The sequence below is a fragment of the Pelomonas lactea genome, from assembly GCF_043555885.1.
In the GTDB taxonomy this organism is placed as follows: Bacteria; Pseudomonadota; Gammaproteobacteria; order Burkholderiales; family Burkholderiaceae_C; genus Pelomonas; species Pelomonas lactea.
Genome location: NZ_JBIGHX010000008.1, coordinates 264737 through 282475, shown reverse-complemented (window position 1 = coordinate 282475; position 17739 = coordinate 264737). Strand labels below are relative to the sequence as shown.

At 64.3% G+C, this 17739-nt stretch carries 12 protein-coding genes; 10 read left to right on the top strand and 2 right to left on the bottom strand.

Translation table 11 applies throughout. The annotated features are described in order from the left end of the window. Window positions 1-290 precede the first annotated feature (290 nt). From ACG04Q_RS20865 to ACG04Q_RS20820, 10 genes are all read left to right on the top strand, one after another. On the top strand, window positions 291-623 hold the full coding sequence (locus tag ACG04Q_RS20865) for a YnfA family protein (protein ID WP_394417812.1): 333 nt from the start codon (window positions 291-293) through the stop codon (window positions 621-623). A gap of 183 nt (window positions 624-806) precedes the next feature. After that, a complete protein-coding gene (locus ACG04Q_RS20860; protein ID WP_394513303.1) occupies window positions 807-1190 on the top strand; it encodes a hypothetical protein in 384 nt (127 codons plus the stop codon). 77 nt (window positions 1191-1267) lie between these two features. After that, window positions 1268-2500, top strand: a complete 1233-nt coding sequence (locus tag ACG04Q_RS20855; RefSeq protein WP_394513302.1) for a TolC family protein — start codon at window positions 1268-1270, stop codon at window positions 2498-2500. Further along, on the top strand, window positions 2497-3972 hold the full coding sequence (locus ACG04Q_RS20850) for an efflux RND transporter periplasmic adaptor subunit (protein ID WP_394513300.1): 1476 nt from the start codon (window positions 2497-2499) through the stop codon (window positions 3970-3972). Before ACG04Q_RS20855 ends, ACG04Q_RS20850 begins: the two co-directional genes overlap by 4 nt. Next, a complete protein-coding gene (locus ACG04Q_RS20845; protein ID WP_394417824.1) occupies window positions 3969-7139 on the top strand; it encodes an efflux RND transporter permease subunit in 3171 nt (1056 codons plus the stop codon). The genes ACG04Q_RS20850 and ACG04Q_RS20845 overlap by 4 nt, the downstream gene beginning before the upstream one ends. A 62-nt stretch (window positions 7140-7201) precedes the next feature. Continuing rightward, window positions 7202-7477: a hypothetical protein gene (locus ACG04Q_RS20840; protein ID WP_394417827.1), complete on the top strand. Its 276-nt coding sequence runs from the start codon at window positions 7202-7204 to the stop codon at window positions 7475-7477. Window positions 7478-7668: 191 nt separating this feature from the next. Next, window positions 7669-13602 carry a DUF3320 domain-containing protein gene (locus ACG04Q_RS20835; protein WP_394513299.1) on the top strand — a complete coding sequence of 1978 codons (5934 nt, stop codon included), beginning with the start codon at window positions 7669-7671 and terminating at the stop codon, window positions 13600-13602. Next, window positions 13602-14279, top strand: a complete 678-nt coding sequence (locus ACG04Q_RS20830; protein ID WP_394513297.1) for a thermonuclease family protein — start codon at window positions 13602-13604, stop codon at window positions 14277-14279. Before ACG04Q_RS20835 ends, ACG04Q_RS20830 begins: the two co-directional genes overlap by 1 nt. Before the next feature lie 117 nt (window positions 14280-14396). Next, entirely contained in the window at window positions 14397-15020 is a 624-nt protein-coding gene (locus ACG04Q_RS20825; RefSeq protein ID WP_394513295.1) for an H-NS histone family protein, read from the top strand. A gap of 699 nt (window positions 15021-15719) precedes the next feature. Further along, entirely contained in the window at window positions 15720-16382 is a 663-nt protein-coding gene (locus ACG04Q_RS20820) for a DNA-binding protein (RefSeq protein ID WP_394513293.1), read from the top strand. 384 nt (window positions 16383-16766) lie between these two features. On the opposite strand, the gene ACG04Q_RS20815 is transcribed toward ACG04Q_RS20820, so the two are convergent. Both ACG04Q_RS20815 and ACG04Q_RS20810 read right to left on the bottom strand, forming a co-directional pair. Further along, window positions 16767-17201 carry a DUF4365 domain-containing protein gene (locus tag ACG04Q_RS20815; RefSeq protein ID WP_394513291.1) on the bottom strand — a complete coding sequence of 145 codons (435 nt, stop codon included), beginning with the start codon at window positions 17199-17201 and terminating at the stop codon, window positions 16767-16769. Beyond that, entirely contained in the window at window positions 17198-17689 is a 492-nt protein-coding gene (locus ACG04Q_RS20810) for a hypothetical protein (RefSeq protein ID WP_394513290.1), read from the bottom strand. The genes ACG04Q_RS20815 and ACG04Q_RS20810 overlap by 4 nt, the downstream gene beginning before the upstream one ends. Window positions 17690-17739 lie beyond the last annotated feature (50 nt).

The window sequence follows — 17739 nt, the reverse complement described above, 5'->3', positions numbered from 1 at the left end:
CGCCGCCCGCCGCCGCGGCCAGCACCAACAGCCCAGCACCGAGGGGTGCTAGCTCGTCAGCGCAGGCCAGCAATGCAGAGCCAGTGGCCGCCAGCGTCGCCGTGCCTGCCGTCAGCGCTGCAGCGCCTCCCAGAAGCGGGACCGCGCAACATACGGCGCACGCCGCGCCCACGCCCAGAACAGCCTTCCAAGGTCTCATGTCCGTCTCCGATGCTTGAGCACAACGCCCACATCGCGAAGGTAGGACCTCAAGTAACTTGAGGGGCAAGCGGTCCGACCACAATTCGGCGATGGAACCAATGAAGACCCTGGTGCTGTTTGTCGTGACCGCAGTCGCGGAAATCGTCGGTTGCTACCTGCCGTACCTGTGGCTGAAGCAAGGCAAGACCTCCTGGCTGCTCATCCCGGCGGCCGCCAGCCTTGCGCTGTTTGCGTGGCTGCTTTCGCTTCATCCGACCGCTTCTGGACGTGTCTACGCGGCCTATGGCGGCGTGTACATCGGCGTGGCCGTGGTGTGGCTGATGCTCGTCGACAACGTGCGGCCATCGACGTCCGACTGGGTTGGGGTTGCGGTCAGCTTGGCGGGGATGGCCATCATCATGTTTGGGCCACGCAACGCATAGCGCTCTGCGTGCGCTTGCCGCACGAACGGCGCAGGGTCGAGAAGGTTTAGCCAGACCTAGACCGTCACGGCCGTCCTTCGTCTGTCAACGAAGCTCGCCATGGCGCGACCACGTTTGACCTATGCCATGGTTCTCGGTCGCGTTCAGCGCGGTTTAAGCCGCGGCGCTAGACTACGACCGCTTATGTTCCGCCGTACCACCCGCCGCCTGACCACCGCATTCTTCGTGGTTTTGTCGCTGCTGTTGTCACAGCTGGCGTTGGCAAGCTACGTCTGCCCGCAACAGGCAGACCCGGCCACGATGGCGGAAATGATGGCGGCTGGCGTGCCCTGCCAAGGCATGGATCAGGACCAACCTGGGCTCTGCGCGGAGCACTCCTCCAGCGCCGCTCAGTCCTTCGAGGTCGTCAAGGTTCCCACCCTGGCACTGCCGATGGTGGTCCAGGTGCTGGAACTGCCGCTGGTGCTCGACGCTGTCGAGGCGGCAACCGTGCCCGCTACGGCCACAGCGGAGGCTCAGCCGCCTCCGGACCCACTCTTCCTTTCCACGCTCAGACTCCGAGTCTGACCAGCTCCGTCGACTGACAGGCGCCGGTGCGGCACGTCCGCATCCCGGCAACGCCGCCGCTCGTCCACGGAGTTTTCATGCCATCACCACGTTTCCTGCGAGCAGTCGCAATGGCTGCCGCATTGCTGCCTGTCCTGTGCTGGGCAGCACCCCTCACGTTTGACCAAGCCCTCGAGCTGGCCGTTCAGCGTTCCGAGTCCACCCACGCTGCCCGCGCCGGCACGGCAAGTGCTACCGAGGCCGCTCGCGCCGCTGGCCAACTACCCGACCCGGTCCTGCGCGCAGGTGTCGACAACCTGCCCATCTCCGGCGTTGACCGGTTCAGCTCGCGGGACTCGATGACGATGAAGCGCGTCGGCATCAGCCAGGAATGGCTATCTGCCGAGAAGCGTGCCGCGCGACAGGCGGCCGCGGACGCGATGGTCGGGCGGGAAGCTGCTGCAGTGCAGTCCACTGCGGCAGAAGTTCGCCTCCAGACCGGCCTGGCCTACCTCGACGCCTGGTTCATGGGCGAGACGCTCAAGCTCACTACCTTGATGGAGCACCATGCCCACGAGGAGCTCGAGGCCGCACGCGCCCGGCTGTCCTCCGCGACCGGCAACAGTCAGGAAGTCCTTGCGTTGACCGGCGCCAGGGGCGTCGCAGAGGACGAGACGGCCGAGGTCAAACAGCAGCAGGCCACCGCTCGCGCCGCCTTGGAGCGTTGGGTGGGCGCCCAAGCCGATGACCTGGCCGCACCAGCAGGCCTCCCGATACCGGAAGAGCAAGCCTATGTGGCCAGCCATCCCGCCGTGGTTGCCGCTCAACTGGACGCCGAGCTGGCCCGCAGAGAGGCGGAGCTGGCGCGAACCAGCCGCAACCCGAACTGGTCTTGGGAGGTCAGCTACGGCCAGCGCGCTGGCTATCCCGACATGGTCTCGTTCGGCGTCAGCGTTCCATTGACCATCGCGCCGGCATCGCGACAGGACCGTGAAATCGCGTCCAAGCTGGCCATGACCGAGAAGGCAGAGGCTGCCTTGGCCGAAGCCACGCGCATGGCCATCGGCGAATACCGAGCCCTCGCCAGCGACGCGAAGCGCCTCGCCGACCGCATCGAGCGCTACCGAGGGTCGGTGGTGGTCGCTGCTCAGCAACGCACGGAGGCGGCCTTGGCGGCCTACCGCTCCAACCAGGCTCCCCTTATGACGCTGTTCGAGGCTCGACACGCCGAGGTCGAGGCGCAGCGAAAGCTGCTCTCCCTCCAACGCGACCTGGCCAAGACCCAGGCTCAGCTTGCTCTGAAATCCATCCTCGAAGGAGCCGCCCGATGAAGCGCGCAACTCTCGTCGCCGCGCTGGTCGCAGGCGGCGCACTACTGGCCGTCGGCGGGTTCTACGCCGGCCGTTCGACTCAACCCACCGCGTCCGCGCCGGACGCTGCCACGACCTCGGCAGAGCGCAAGCCGCTGTACTGGCACGATCCGATGGTCCCAGGCCCGCGCTTCGAGAGGCCGGGCAAGTCGCCATTCATGGACATGCAGCTCGTGCCCGTCTACGCCGACGAGGCGAGCGACGGCGGCGTCAAAGTCAGCTCGACGGTGCAGCAGAACCTCGGTGTGCGGACTGCTGTCGTCAAGCAGACCGACGTGTCCTCGTCGTTCGACGCGGTGGGTGCGGTGCAGTTCGACGAGCGGTTGAACGTCGCCGTCCAGACCCGCGTTGCCGGCTACATCGAACGCTTGGCCGTGCGTGCGCCGATGGAACAGGTCCGCAAGGGCCAGGCTTTAGCCACTGTCTTCGCGCCCGAATGGCTCGGACCACAGAACGAGTTGCTGGCGCTCAAGCACGCTGGCGTCGCCCCGGACTTGATTGCAGCGTCGCGCGACCGGCTGCGCGCCATGTCCATCCCAGACGCGCTTGTTCGCCAGAGCGAAGAGACTGGCACCGCCCAGGCGCGGTTCACACTCAGCGCTCCTGCAGGTGGCGTGGTTGCCGAGCTGGGCGTGCGCGAAGGTGTCGCCGTCTCGCCAGGCATGACCGTTTTCCGGATTGCCGGCCTTGAGAAGGTGTGGGCCGTGGCCGAAGTGCCGGAGGCCCAAGCCGTGAGCCTCGTGCGTGGCCAAAAGGTCAAGGCGGTCCTGCAGGCTGACGCTTCGCAGACCTTCAGCGGCGAGTTGAAGGAAATCCTTCCCCAGGTCAGCGCGAATACGCGCACGTTGCAGGCTCGCTTCGAGGTCGACAACCGTTCCGGCAAGTTGACGCCGGGGATGTTGCTGCGCCTGCAGGTCGCAGGGGCTACGACATCCCGGTTGGTCGTGCCCTCCGAAGCCGTCATCCGGACGGGCACGCGGGCCGTGGCCATCGTGCGCAAGAACGGCAGCGCGTTCGAGCCACGCGAGGTCAAGCTCGGCGCCGACCTGGGCGACCAGCTCGAGGTGCTCGAAGGTCTGCGCGAAGGCGACGAGGTTGTCACCAGCGGACAGTTCCTCATCGACTCCGAGGCGCGCCTGAAGTCCGTGCTTGGTGCCATGGGCGCTGCGCAACCCGCATCCGAACCAGCGATGGCGGTGCCTACCGTCTACAGCGCCGAGGGAAAGGTCGAGAGCGTCAAAGCGGACGGCCTCACTATCAGCCACAGCCCCGTGCCTGAGCTGAAGTGGCCCGCCATGACGATGCACTTTCGCAGGGCAGACCTCAAGGCCTTCGCTGACGTGAAGGCCGGCGACGCCATCCACTTCGAGTTCAAGAAGCAGGGCGACGGCTACGAGCTGGTCTCCGTCCAGCGGATGGGAGGCGCCAAGTGATTGCCGCGCTCATTCGATGGTCCGTCACGAACCGCTTTCTTGTGCTCATCGCTACGGCATTCCTGGTCGCTGCGGGCCTGTGGTCGTTGGCGCGAACACCCGTAGACGCGCTTCCGGACCTCTCGGACACCCAGGTCATCGTGCGAACGACCTACCCGGGCAAGCCGCCCCAGGTGGTCGAGGACCTGGTGACCTACCCGCTGACGACCACCATGCTCAGCGTGCCAGGCGCCAAGACCGTGCGCGGCTACAGCTTCTTCGGCGACTCCTTCGTCTACATCCTCTTTGACGACAAGACAGACCCGTACTGGGCTCGGTCGCGTGTCGTGGAGTATTTGAGCCAAGTGCAAGGACGTCTGCCTGCAGGTGCGACGGCAGTGCTGGGACCGGACGCGACTGGCGTCGGCTGGGTCTACGAGTACGCGCTCATCGACCGTACTGGCAACTCCGACCTCAGCCAGCTGCGCGCCCTCAACGACTGGTTCCTGAAGTTCGAACTGAAGACCGTGCAGGACGTGTCCGAGGTCGCCAGCATCGGCGGCATGGTGCGCCAGTACCAGGTGGTGCTGGACCCCGACCGCATGCGCGCGGTTGGCATCACGCAGGCCATGGTCATCCAGGCTTTGCAGAAGGCCAACCAGTCGTCGGGCGGCTCAGTCGTGGAGATGGCCGAGACCGAGTACATGGTGCGCTCTCAGGGCTTTCTGAAGTCTCTCGACGACTTCCGCACCATCCCACTGAGCGTTGCCGGGGCAACACCGGTGCTGCTGCGGGACGTCGCGACGGTCCAGGTCGGCCCAGAGATGCGTCGCGGCATCGCCGAACTGGATGGCGAAGGTGAGGTCACGGGCGGCGTGGTCGTCATGCGCTCGGGCAAGAACGCACGCACGACCATTGCAGCGGTCAAGGCGAAGTTGGAAGAGCTCAAGCCCAGCCTGCCGAAGGGTGTCGAGGTCATCGAGACCTACGACCGCTCCAAGCTCATCGACCGCGCGGTGGATAACCTGCGTGTGAAGCTCATAGAAGAGTTCGTCGTCGTCGCGGTGGTTTGCGCGGTGTTCCTGTTCCACCTGCGCTCAGCCTTGGTAGCGGTCGTGACGCTGCCCGTCGGCGTGCTCACGGCCTTCATCGTGATGCACTGGCAAGGCGTCAGCGCGAACATCTTGTCGCTGGGTGGCGTGGCCATCGCCCTTGGCGCCATGGTCGACGCCTCAGTTGTGCTGGTCGAGGCGGTGCACAAGCATCTTGAGCACTTCGAGGAAAAGCACGCCCGACAGCCGACGGTGACCGAGCGATGGGAGCTTGTCGCTCACGCCTCGGTAGAGGTAGGCCCTGCGCTGTTCTTCTCGCTCCTGGTCATCACGCTGTCGTTCCTGCCGGTTTTCACGCTTGAAGCGCAGGAAGGCCGACTGTTCTCGCCGCTGGCGTTCACCAAGACCTACGCGATGGCTGCCGCAGCGGGGCTCTCGGTCACTCTCGTGCCGGTGCTGATGGGCTACCTCATCCGTGGTCGCATCCCCAAGGAGACTGCCAACCCGCTCAACCGGTTCCTCATCGCCATCTACCGGCCGGCGCTGGAGGCCGTCCTGCGCTTCCCCAAAGCCACGTTGGTAGTCGCTGCGCTTGTGCTGGCCGTGACCGCTTTCCCGGTCATGAGGCTGGGCGGCGAGTTCATGCCTCCGCTAGATGAAGGCGACCTGCTGTACATGCCTTCGGCCCTGCCCGGCATCTCGGTGTCGAAAGCTTCGGAGCTGCTCCAGCAGACGGACCGGCTCATCAAGACGGTGCCCGAGGTCGAGCGGGTCTTCGGCAAGGCGGGTCGCGCCGACACTGCCACTGACCCGGCGCCCCTCGAGATGTTCGAGACCACCATCCAGTTCAAGCCGCGCGACCAGTGGCGCGCCGGCATGACGCCGGACAAACTCATCGAGGAACTGGACCAGGTCGTGAAGGTGCCTGGCCTGTCGAATGTCTGGGTGCCGCCCATCCGCAACCGCATCGACATGCTGGCCACCGGCATCAAGAGCCCGGTGGGCGTCAAGGTCGCTGGCGCTGACCTGGCGACCATCGACCGACTCGCTACGCAGATTGAGTCCGCCGTGAAGGGCGTGCCCGGTGTGTCGTCGGCGCTGGCCGAGCGGCTGACCGGCGGCAGGTACATCGACGTGGACGTCGACCGCGCCGCTGCCGCGCGCTTCGGGTTGTCGGTGGCCGATGTCCAGGCCGTGGTGTCCACCGCCATCGGTGGCGACAACGTCGGCGAGGTCATCCAGGGCCGCGAGCGCTTCCCTGTCAACGTGCGCTACCCACGGGAGGTGCGCGATTCGCTGGAGCGATTGCGCCAGCTGCCCTTCGTCACCGAGAAGGGGGCGACCGTGCTGCTTCAGGATGTCGCCCGCATTTCCGTCGAGGAGGGGCCGCCCATGATCCGCAGCGAAAACGCTCGGCTCTCGGGCTGGGTCTACGTGGACGTGCGTGGCCGAGACCTGCGCTCGGTCGTGCACGAGATGCAGGAGGTTGTCAGCAAGCAGGTGGCGCTGCCTGCAGGCTATGCCGTCTCCTGGTCGGGACAGTTTGAGTACCTGGAACGCGCCACCGAGCGGCTGAAGGTGGTCGTGCCGGTCACCTTGGCTGTCATCTTCGTGCTGCTTTACCTGCTGTTCCGCTCGGCGGGCGATGCGGCACTCGTCATGGCCGCGGTCCCGTTCTCGCTGGTGGGCGGGTTCTGGCTCATCTGGGCACTCGGGCATGCCATCTCGGTGGCCACGGCTGTGGGCTTCATCGCGTTGGCCGGCTTGGCCGCGGAGTTTGGAGTGGTGATGTTGGTCTACCTCCAGAACGCATGGAAGCAGCGGCTGGCTGCGGGAGACGCCAAGAATGAAGAGACCTTGCTTGCCGCCATCCGTGAAGGCGCAGTGCTGCGGGTGCGGCCAAAGGCAATGACGGTGGCGGTTGTTATGGCGGGCCTACTTCCGATCCTGTTCGGTCACGGGACTGGCTCGGAAGTCATGATTCGAATCGCTGCGCCGATGGTGGGGGGCATGGTGACAGCGCCACTGTTGAGCATGCTGGTTGTGCCTGCGGCCTGGCTTCTGTTGCGCCGTAGGGAATTCACCCTCAAAGTGCATCCGGGAGGACGGCTGCTTCGCGATGGGTTGCCAAAATAGCTGTTATTCCGTACAGTGTTTCGGAGCGCTCAAAAGCTGGGCGACCGACCTACGGAGCCAACGTGCTGCTCGACCTCAATGACCCTGAAAGCATCCTCGCCTGGTGGCGGGTGTTCCCCGAACGGCACGATGGCCTCCTCGAGCACAAGCTCAGGCTGAGCCCGGAGTTCGCGCCGGCAATTCGGGAAGCGCAGCGCCGCATTGCGGGGAGTGAGGAACTGCAGGGCATGCTGGCGAGGTCAGTTACGCAGCGGCGTGTGCACGAAGCGAGCCAGGCCGAGCGGGTGTCTCGAATGTCGTCGGTGGAGATGTTGCGTAGGGAGCTGGTGACAGCGTGACCGACCAAGGCGCGCCGCGGGCGCGCGTACAGAGCAGTTGCTGGGCGTCCTTGACGGACAGCGTTGGGCCCTCGGGACGACCGGACGGGCCCTTTTTTGCGTGAGCGGCGCCCTGCCTCGGGCTTTTCCCCTAGCCAACACATCTGCGGTGCAGCATCTTGTTGGACTACAAGAAACTAGGGGGAGTCGTGATGGACGAGACGCTGCAGGCGCAGGCGCCAGAGACACCAAGTGCACCTGCCGGCACCATCCGTGTCGAGCTGCAAGCTGACCCAACGGTCGGGTATGCGTCGATCCAGAACGCCATCCCGGTGGTGCGCTCGCTCCGATTGACCAATGGCACCGAAGAGCATCTTGAAGGGTTGGAGGTGCTCGTCGCCTGCAACCCCTCGTTCGCCCGCGGCACGAAGCTTCGCTTTGAGTCCCTTGCGCCAGGCGAGTCGCGCCTGATTTCGCCGCTCGACCTCCACCCCGACCACAGCTACCTGTCCGATCTGCAAGAAGGCATGTCGGCCTCCATCACCGCGACCGTGCTGCGCGGCACCGAGGAGCTGTTCCACCACAACCAGCCCGTTCAGGTCCTCGCCTACGACCAATGGGCGGGAACGCGCGCACTTCCAGAGCTGCTGGCGGCTTTTTCGATGCCGAACAACCCGGCCGTCGACGTCTTGGTCGGCAAGGCATCCAAGCTCTTGCGGAAGTCCCACCCTGACCTGTCGATGGACGGCTACCAATCCAAGAGCAGAGACGTCGTGTGGAAGCAGGTGTCGGCGCTGTACAGCACCCTGGCAGCAGAGAACCTGCAATACGCCGAGCCTCCCGCGTCATTTGGCAGCGATGGGCAGAAGATTCGGACAGCCGACCGCATCCTCGAATCGAAGGTCGCCACCTGCTTGGACCTCGCGATGCTGTTCGCATCGTGCCTTGAGCAGGCCGGATTGCGCCCGGTGGTGCTCGTCAAGCAGGGGCACGCCTGGGTGGGGGTGTGGCTCCATCAGGCGTCGTTCAGCCAGCCGTTGGTCGAGGACGCTCAGGAAATCCGCAAGCGCATGGACAGCGGCGAGTTCCTGGCATTCGAGACGACCGGCGTTGCGCTCCATCACAGCCACCGCCCTTCCCTTCGGATTGCGCTTGAGCGCGGCCTTGAGCATCTGCGAGACGAAGACGGGTTCCTGTTCGGCGTGGACGTCTTCATGGCTCGGGGCGTCCAAATCAAGCCCCTACCCAGCCGCGTGACCCTCGCCAAGAGCGCTGCCGTGGACGAGGCCAGCGCACCGGATGACATCGAGCAGACGCCGGACCTGCCGCCACTCGATCCGGCGTACTTGACGCCTATCGAGATTGCCGCTGAGGACACGCCTGAAGGCCGCCTAGCGAAGTGGAAGGCCAAGCTGCTGGACCTGACGCTGCGGAACAAGCTGCTGAACTTCAAAACGACCAAGTCGACGCTGCAGTTGGTGGCGCCGGACCTGGGCGCGTTGGAAGACGGGCTCGCCGACGGCGTGGAGTTCCGCATCAAGCCGCTGCCCGCGCTCATGGAGGGTGGCGATCCGCGCTCGGCGCAGGTGCACGCCATGCGCACCGGGCGCTCACCGCTCGACGACATGGCTCGCGACGCCCTGCCGAACAAGGAGCTAATCGCCCGCGTGGGCACGGAGGGTCTCGACGGCAACCTGCTTTCGCTGCTCACGGCCGCCAAGACGGGCTTGGAGGAAGGCGGCGCGAACACCCTCTACCTCGCGCTTGGATTCCTGAGGTGGACCGAGGCGGACAAGGCTGACGCGTCGCACCTCGCACCGATCCTCCTGGTGCCGGTGACGCTGAGCCGGCAATCGGTGCGCAGCGGATACCGGCTGACCCGGCATGACGACGAGACCATCATCAACCCAACGCTGCTGCAGCTGCTCCGCAGCGCGTTTGAGTTGAACACCACCGGTTTGGACACGGTGCACACCGACGACAGCGGCGTGGACGTGCCCCGCATCCTGCAGGCCTTCCGCCTGGCCACGCGGGAGCTGCCGAAATGGGAGGTCCGTGAGGAAGCCCACCTCGGCATCTTCAGCTTCACCAAGTACCTGATGTGGAAGGACCTGCAGGACAGAACGGAGCAGCTCAAGGCCAACCGCGTCGTCAAACATCTCATCGAGCACCCGGGAGAGGCGTTCACGACGGACGCGCCGGAGTCGACCGAGAGGCTGCGCCTCGACGATGCCTACCGTCCGCAGGACATCCGTGCGCCGATGCTATCGGACTCGTCGCAGCTCGAAGCCATCTGCGCCGTCGACTCGGGGCGCGACTTGGTCCTCGAAGGGCCTCCTGGCACTGGCAAGTCCCAGACCATCACAAACATCATTGCCAACACGCTGGCCAAGGGGAGGACCGTCCTGTTCGTCGCCGAGAAGGTAGCGGCGCTTGAGGTGGTGCACCGGCGGCTCACCGACGTTGGCCTGGCGCCGTTCTGCCTGGAGCTCCATTCCTCAAAGACCAAGAAGACGGATGTTCTGGCGCAGCTTGGCAAGGCCTTGGAAGTCAGCAGCACCAAGACAGCCAGTGAGTGGGAGCGCGAGGCCGACCGTTTGGCCGCTCTGCGGATGGAGCTCAACGGGCTCGTCGACGCCCTTCACCGTGAGCACTCCAACGGCCTGGACGTCTACTCGGCCATCGGAACCTGCATTGCGAACACTGGCACGCCGGCGTCGCACATGCCATGGGCGGACCCCAACACGCACAGCCATGCCGAGCTGGACAAGCTGCGCGAGACGACGCGGCGCATCGCCGCGCTGGGCCAGGCCCTGACGACGTTGCACGACCACCCGCTCGCGCTGGTTGGTCACAGCGATTGGTCACCTCTTTGGCAAGAAGAGTTCGAAGGCGCGGTCGCCGCGGCAAGCTCAGCCGCAGGCACGCTCAAGGACAAGACGGAGCCTCTCGCCACGCTGCTGGGCGACGCGCCGGCCGGCCAGAGTCTTGAGGGGCTTGCGGCGTTTGACCATCTGGCCGACGTACTTCTGGCGGCACCGAAGGTTCCGGTCGCCCTCGCGAAGCAGGCGCATGACACGGCGACGAGAACACGGGTTCAGACGCTTGTGAAGCACGGCCGAGCACGGCAGCAGCACTGGGCACTGGTGGGTCCTGGTTGGACTCCCAACCTTGCGAAATTGAACGGCGCGGAGCTGAACGGGCAGTGGACAGCCGCGAACAACGCCTGGTGGCCGAAGTCCTGGTTCGCCAAGCGAGGCATCCTTGCGAAGCTGGCTGCAGTTCGTGAGGACTCTCGGCCGCCGTCTGGTGCAGCTCTGAGCACCGCGCTGAAGCCTTTGGGCGACGTCAACGAGGAGGACCAGTTCCTCCGAGGCTTGCACGCTGACGCCGAGGCATTGCTGGACGAGGCCTACTCGGGCGTGCAGACCGACTGGGACGCTGTCGAGAGGCACGCCGCCTGGGCTCGAACGTTTGCCGATGCAGTAGCTCGAGTTGCAGCCGGGGATGCTGCGCGCGCCGAGGCGATCCAGCGGGCACTGAGTCCGCTCGTCGGCGAGCAGCGTGCGGTGCTGGGGCCTGCCGGGGCGTCCGGACGCAAGCTGCTGGAGTTCCGCGATGCGTACCGCGAGTTCCAGGCCAAGCTGGCCGTGCTCAACGAGGTGGCGAAGCCCACCGCACCACTGGCGGGTGACATTCAAGCCGACGGTGCCATCCCGCGAGTGCAGTCGCTCCTGGCGAGCTGGCAGCACGGGCGACGAGCCATCCAACCGTGGTGCCTGTGGCGTGGCGTGCGCTCGCAGGCAATCGCCCAGGGCCTGCAGGGCGTCGTCGAGTCTGTTGAGAGCGGCCGGATCGCCCTGGTCGATGTCGCGGGGCACTTCGAGTACAGCTATCGCAGCTGGTGGCTCAAGCGTGCGGTCGACAAGGAACCCGTGCTCCGCACCTTCTCGAGCGCGGACCACGAACGGAAGATTCGCGAGTTCCGCGACGCCGACACCAGGTTCCAGAAGCTCACGCAGGCGTACATCGCTGCCACGCTGTCTGGGAAGGTGCCGACAGCGACCAGTGCCGTCGTCGGGGCGGACAGCGAGATGGGCAGACTACGCCGTGAGCTGCAAAAGCAGCGCAAGCACCTCCCCGTGCGCCAGCTGATGCAGGGGCTGCCCACCCTCCTGCCGAAGCTTAAGCCGTGCCTGCTGATGTCGCCACTTTCCGTAGCGCAGTACCTGGCGGCGGGCCACTCGCAGTTCGACGTGGTGGTCTTCGACGAAGCCTCGCAAATTGCGGTGTGGGACGCCGTGGGCGTGATTGCTCGCGGCAAGCAGCTCGTTGTCGTCGGCGACCCGAAACAGTTACCTCCCACGAACTTCTTCAACCGCTCCTCGACGGATGACGGTGACGGCGGTGACGGTCAGCAGGTCGAGGACCTGGAGAGCATCCTCGACGAGTGTCTTGGCGCCGGGATGAACCGGCTAACCCTGAAGTGGCACTACCGCAGCAAACACGAGAGCCTGATTGCCTTCAGCAACGTCAACTACTACGACTCAGAGCTGGTCACCTTCCCGTCGCCGGTGACCGCAGACGTGGCCGTTCGCTTCCAACCAGTGGCAGGTGCCTACGACCGCGGGGGGTCGCGCACCAACCGTGCTGAAGCAGATGCAATCGTCAACGCCATCGAGCAGCACTACCTCAAGGAGGGCAGCGGCGGACTGACTATGGGCGTCGTCACCTTCAATCAGACGCAGCAGTCGCTCATCGCCACGCTTCTCGAAGCGAGGCGCAGGTCAAACGACAAGCTGGACAAAGTGCTCGCGCAAAAGGTGTCGGAAGAGCTGTTCATCAAGAACCTCGAGAATGTCCAAGGCGATGAGCGCGACGTCATCTTGTTCTCCATCACCTACGGTCCAGACGCAGCTGGAAAGCTGACGATGAACTTTGGCCCGCTCAATTCCGAGGGGGGCCACAGGCGCTTGAACGTGGCGATTTCGCGGGCTAGGCATGGCGTCGTCATCTTCAGCACGTTGAAGCCGGAGCAAATCGACCTTGCCAAGGTCCGGGCGGCGGGCGTTCGCGACTTGAAGCACTATCTCGAATTCGCCCGACGGGGTCCGCGTGCGCTCGTCGAGCAGTCCATGCCCACCGGCTTGGCGCCGGACAGCCCATTCGAGACGGCCGTCATCGGCATGCTTCGCGACAAGCAATGGGATGTGCACCCACAGGTCGGCTGCTCGGGCTACCGGATCGACATCGGCGTCGTGGACCCCAGGGCACCTGGCCGCTACCTGCTCGGCGTGGAGTGCGATGGAGCGACCTACCACTCAGCGGCTACCGCGCGCGACCGGGATCGCTTGCGGCAGCACGTTCTTGAGGGGCTCGGCTGGCGTATCCATCGCATCTGGTCGACCGACTGGTGGCTCGATCCGCAGCGCGAACTTGAGAAGCTACAGGCAAAGCTTGAGGAGCTGGTCAGCCAGGACCCTGAGGAAGTGATCGCCGAGCCAGAGGTAGCCGAGGAAGCTGCGCCTCCTGATACCGAGCCCGAAGAGCAGGTCGCCGAGGCGAACGCGCAGATTGTTCCCACGGAGAGCCCGCTCAAGCACTACTCGGTGGCGGTTCTCCCGTTGGGTGAACCGGATGCGTTCTACGAGCCGTACTCGACCACCACTCTCCATGACCACCTGACCCGTGTCGTGGACCTGGAGGGCCCGATCTTGGAGAGTGTGCTCTACAAGCGCGTTGCCCGCGCCTGGGGGCTGGAACGGACCGGTTCACGCATCGTCGACAGGCTAAAGAGCTTGGCCCTTCCGCGGTTCGTGAAGACGGTGGATGGCGACAAGACCTTCTTCTGGCCCGCCAACGTGAACCCGTCAGACTGGGCGGACTTCAGGGTGTCCAGCGGCGACGAGAACTCACGCCGCCACATCGACGAGGTCGCGCTTGAAGAGGTGGGCGCCGTGATGCGGCACATCCTCGACCAGGCTGGCGGCACGAGCCGCCAGGAGCTTGCCCGTACGACGTGCAAGATGCTTGGGATGAACCGGGTTGCTGCTGATGCGGAGGCACGAGCCATGTTGGCCATCGCGCATCTGGCCGAGCGAGGTCGTGTCGTGGTCGAGGGGGACCAGGTTCGGTTGCTCCAATGATGGACTGGCGCGACCGCCACGGCGGATCGAGAGCGGGCATTGCTCTGCAGATGCTCAAGCTCTTTGCCACGCTCGCCGCCCTGTGCGTGTCCTCACACTTGGCGGCCCAGGAGGTCACAGGTCTGGTCGTCGGGGTCCACGATGGCGACACGCTAACGCTCCTGACGGCAGAGAAGAAGCAACTGCAGATTCGCCTCGCCGACATTGACGCGCCTGAGCTTGGCCAGCCCTTCGGTCAGGCGGCCAAGCGCGAGTTGTCGACGCTGTGCTTCAAACAACAGGCGAAGGTCCAAACGCGAACGACTGATCTGTACGGGCGCATTGTGGGTGTCGTTTCATGTGAGGGGCGTGACGTCTCGCGCGTGATGGTCGAACACGGGATGGCGTGGGCCTACCGCATGTACTTAAGGCGCCCAGAGCTGTTGAACATCGAGTCCGATGCCAAAGCATCTCACGCGGGTTTGTGGGCATCGCCCGCGATCCCGCCGTGGGAGTTCCGCAAGACTGCCAAGGTTGCCGCGCTATCTGCCTCTGCGCCGGCCAGTGCGCCAACTTCAGGCGCTAGCGCCCCAGCATCAAGCCAAGCAACCGCGACAGTCCACACGGGTCCACGCGGGGGCAAGTACATCGTCAATGCGGCTGGCCACAAGGAGTATTTGACGTCTCGGCACCATTGAGTCCGGGTCGGCGGGCCAGTTCCAGAACTGCACATGCAAGAGCATTTGAGGACAGCTCCCGTGATTTGCGTCATTGCGACCTAGACTCTCGCCTGCAATATCACTTGGAGTCGTTGCATGGCTAAGTCCCTCTCGAAAATCATGGGTCAAATTGAGAAGCTGCAGAAAGAAGCAGCAGCAATTCAGTCCACCGTCATCGCGCGCATTCGGAGGGAGATTGCGCAGCACGGCCTGACCGCCGAACACCTCTTCGGCTCGTCCGACAGCACGTTCGTCGGAAACGGCCGTGCAGCCCCGACCAAGGGCGCGCCTGCCAACGCAGTCAAGGCAAAGTCTGCTCGCGCTGCGAAGCCGCCGAAGTTCGCTGACGACCAGGGCAACGCCTGGGGTGGTATAGGCAAACGTCCGCAATGGATTCGTGACGCTCTTGCCTCTGGGCGCTCGCTCGAAGAGTTCTTGGTGGGCGCGAAGAAGGCAGCTCCGGCTGCCAAGAAGACGCGTGCTGCCGCGAAGGCCGCTCCGGTGAAGGCGGTGAAGGTCGCGGCCAAGAAGAAGGCCGCGCCGGCGAAGAAGGTGGCCAAGCCGACCAAGGCAACCAAGGCGGCGGCGGCCGCAAATCCCGTAGCAAAGGCGCCTGTCAAGAAAGCCGCCAAGGTGGCGCCGGCGAAAAAGGCTGCCGTTAAGAAGCCCACAAAGCCCGCGCCCGCTGAAGCGGTGGACGCTGGCGAAGCCACGGCCTAAGCCCTTCTCTTTAGCCGAGCAGCGCCACCATTTCCCTGGTGGTCCTGCCGCGCTTGGCGGACCGTCTACCCAGCGTGCACCACGCAAACGTCAGCGATGCTCGCCTCGCAGCCTCGGTCAGGCAGGCCAAACGAGCTGCGAATGCGTGCGCTATTGGCAGTGAGCTTCTCCAGGCGCTGCGGGGCAAGTCGTTAGCTCAACAAGATGAGCACCTTGCATAGATGTCCGTGCGCCGCGCTGCAACGTCTCCTACTGAGCTGATGAGGCGCGCTTCCACAATGGCAACCCATTCCTTCGATGCGCTGCAATCGCACATCGCCGACCAGTCGCTGAACGGCTCCTTGACGCACCGATTTTTGAGCCTGTCGGGCTGAACCGGCTGGCCCTTCTTGCTTGTGTGTGGCGGCACAGATACAGCCCAAATGGAGTTAAGTCGACGCGATGGCCATTGCGCGCTATAGCCGATGGATAAAGGCCAAAAAGGCGTTGACGTCCCCGACGAAGTGCCCCTAGCCTGCCGCTTCGTCGCGATCCTAAGGCGCTTTTGAGTTGACCTGATCCGCGACCTGTTCGCGGCATCGACGGCTCCGCGAATCGGAGCACGACGTCATGATTCGGAGGCCCCCTGATGAGGAAGTTCAGCTGCCGACCACGTCACCGTACTGACCGTACTGGCGCTCAGTACAGTGAGTACAGTCAATGCATCACGGTCACGCAGCCGCGGGCAGCCCGATGACCAGGTCGATTGCGACCGAGGCGAGCGTGTGGGCCGCCGCGGATGCCCTCGCGGCTGAGGGTACTGAGCCGACTCTGGATGGCGTGCTCGCTCGCCTAGGCGGCGGGTCCAGATCGACCGCGGCACCTCACTTGCGAACTTGGTTTGCTCGCCGAGACGAGCTTGCTGCAGTGGTGGTGCCGGATGAAGTGGCTGCGCGCGGGGGAGCCTTCATCCGTGAACTCTTCGCCACTGCGCAACGGCTAGCGCACGAAGCTGTCGACGAGCCCCACCGTCACACAAAAGCAGCTCTCAAATCGGCGAACGCACAACTCGCTGATGCGGATGCCCAAATTGCTCGGCTGGAAAAGGTGGAACAGGGCCACCTCGACGAGCTGGCACGCCACGCAGAGCGCATTCGAGAGTTGGAGATTGGCATGGCCGCGCAACAGGCGATGACGCAGGAGAAGACCCTCGTCATCGAGCGCCTCGACGACCAGCTGCGGCAGGTCCAACAGGTACTCAACGAGCGCACGCAAGAGGTTGCAGCGTTACGAGCTACGGCAGCAACGGCGGAAGCGCTTGAGGGCCGACTGGAGACACTGCAGCGCAGCGTGCAAGGTTTGTCTGACGGGAGGGCCGTATGACGCTCGTTGTATTCGCTGCGTGCTCACCTCACGCCCCCAAGAATTCGTAATCGCTTTGGCCGGCAAGCGCTGACCGATGACGATAAGCCCGGGCGAGATGGATGAGGGGGAATCAGCTCAACCACCGAGTGTGCGTAGGACAGTGTCGCCGCAGCGATCTTTTCCAACTGCGCCTGGCTTTGCAACGCTCAGTTGGATGAGCTCATAGGTTGGTTCAACATGTACCGAACCGTGGAGCTCCCGTCTAGGAGATGTACTTCGAAGCATCGGCGAACTTGGCGCAATACTTGGATTCAGCTTTTGAATTGAGGGGTTCCGTGTGCGTCGCCAAATGCGTCAACTGCCAATAGAGCGATGGCGCGTGGAGGCTCGCATCATTAGTCGTCATCCCTCCGACAACGGGGGTGCGCCCTCGTCGGAGGAGAACAGTCGTCTCAGGTAATCGCGGCGCTCATCGTTCGCCTCAACAAGTTGGAGGCTTACCATCAGCCCAGCCGTACTGGGCCGAACAGGGTGAACCAGGTTGTAGAGCACCGTGTTGCTCTTCACGTCGATCACGAGCACTAGGCCAGGCACGTTGGAGTGACCAAGTAGTTGATATGCGCTGCGCTTCATCTGTATGCGCTTCTGAATCCGCTCCCCTGCCTTGACCTCTACAGCGATCAGGTTGACTCCACCGCGACTGTTGCTGAAGCCGACCACAAAGTCGAAGCCGAAGTCCGCAGGCGCTTTTGAAAGGAACTTTGGCCCCAGGTCTTCGAGAAAGAGTTGTGCCAGAAGCTCCGCACGCCGTGACACAAGTTCAGCATCGGTTTTCATGTGAATGCAGAGGTGGAAGGTTTGGAAGGACTCACGGCTCCCCAGTACGCGACAACCTCATCGTGCAGCACCTGTAGCGCCGCCGGGGTCAACTCGTGGGTCAACGGAATGCTGGAAATCGACTTGCTTGGCGTTCCGCTATGGACGGCGCGAATGAAGACCCTCTTCGATGGTTCATGCACACCGAGGACGTATGTTGGCGCTGGAATGCGCAGTAACCTGTCAACATCATCGCGGTCGGCCGTTACCGGTAGGACACGCGACCTCTTCTTCAGAGGGAGCGCAGTGGACTTGGCTTGCCCGAAGAAATACAGCCCGGCCCCGCGCGTCGTTCGCAACTCGACGTAGAAGTCCAGCGCCGGCCACTTGTCGCCCAAGAATGCCGCCCTGAACAACGGTGCGGCAAAGCCGCTGTAGTCCGTTAGGCAGAGGTAGACAACGCTCTCGCCACGCGATCCGGTGACATCTTGCAGTTGCGATGTAGCCATCAAGTTCCAAGGTTGATTCAGGGGTGTCGGAGAGGCGAGGCAACCGCTAG

Excerpts from the sequence above, each read along its gene's own strand:
- ACG04Q_RS20850 (WP_394513300.1), top strand. The coding sequence starts at position 2,497 with ATGAAGCGCGCAACTCTCGTCGCCGCGCTGGTCGCAGGCGGCGCACTA.
- ACG04Q_RS20835 (WP_394513299.1), top strand. The coding sequence starts at position 7,669 with ATGGACGAGACGCTGCAGGCGCAGGCGCCAGAGACACCAAGTGCACCT.
- ACG04Q_RS20825 (WP_394513295.1), top strand. The coding sequence starts at position 14,397 with ATGGCTAAGTCCCTCTCGAAAATCATGGGTCAAATTGAGAAGCTGCAG.
- ACG04Q_RS20830 (WP_394513297.1), top strand. The coding sequence starts at position 13,602 with ATGGACTGGCGCGACCGCCACGGCGGATCGAGAGCGGGCATTGCTCTG.
- ACG04Q_RS20855 (WP_394513302.1), top strand. The coding sequence starts at position 1,268 with ATGCCATCACCACGTTTCCTGCGAGCAGTCGCAATGGCTGCCGCATTG.
- ACG04Q_RS20810 (WP_394513290.1), bottom strand. The coding sequence starts at position 17,689 with ATGGCTACATCGCAACTGCAAGATGTCACCGGATCGCGTGGCGAGAGC.
- ACG04Q_RS20865 (WP_394417812.1), top strand. The coding sequence starts at position 291 with ATGGAACCAATGAAGACCCTGGTGCTGTTTGTCGTGACCGCAGTCGCG.
- ACG04Q_RS20815 (WP_394513291.1), bottom strand. The coding sequence starts at position 17,201 with ATGAAAACCGATGCTGAACTTGTGTCACGGCGTGCGGAGCTTCTGGCA.
- ACG04Q_RS20860 (WP_394513303.1), top strand. The coding sequence starts at position 807 with ATGTTCCGCCGTACCACCCGCCGCCTGACCACCGCATTCTTCGTGGTT.
- ACG04Q_RS20820 (WP_394513293.1), top strand. The coding sequence starts at position 15,720 with ATGCATCACGGTCACGCAGCCGCGGGCAGCCCGATGACCAGGTCGATT.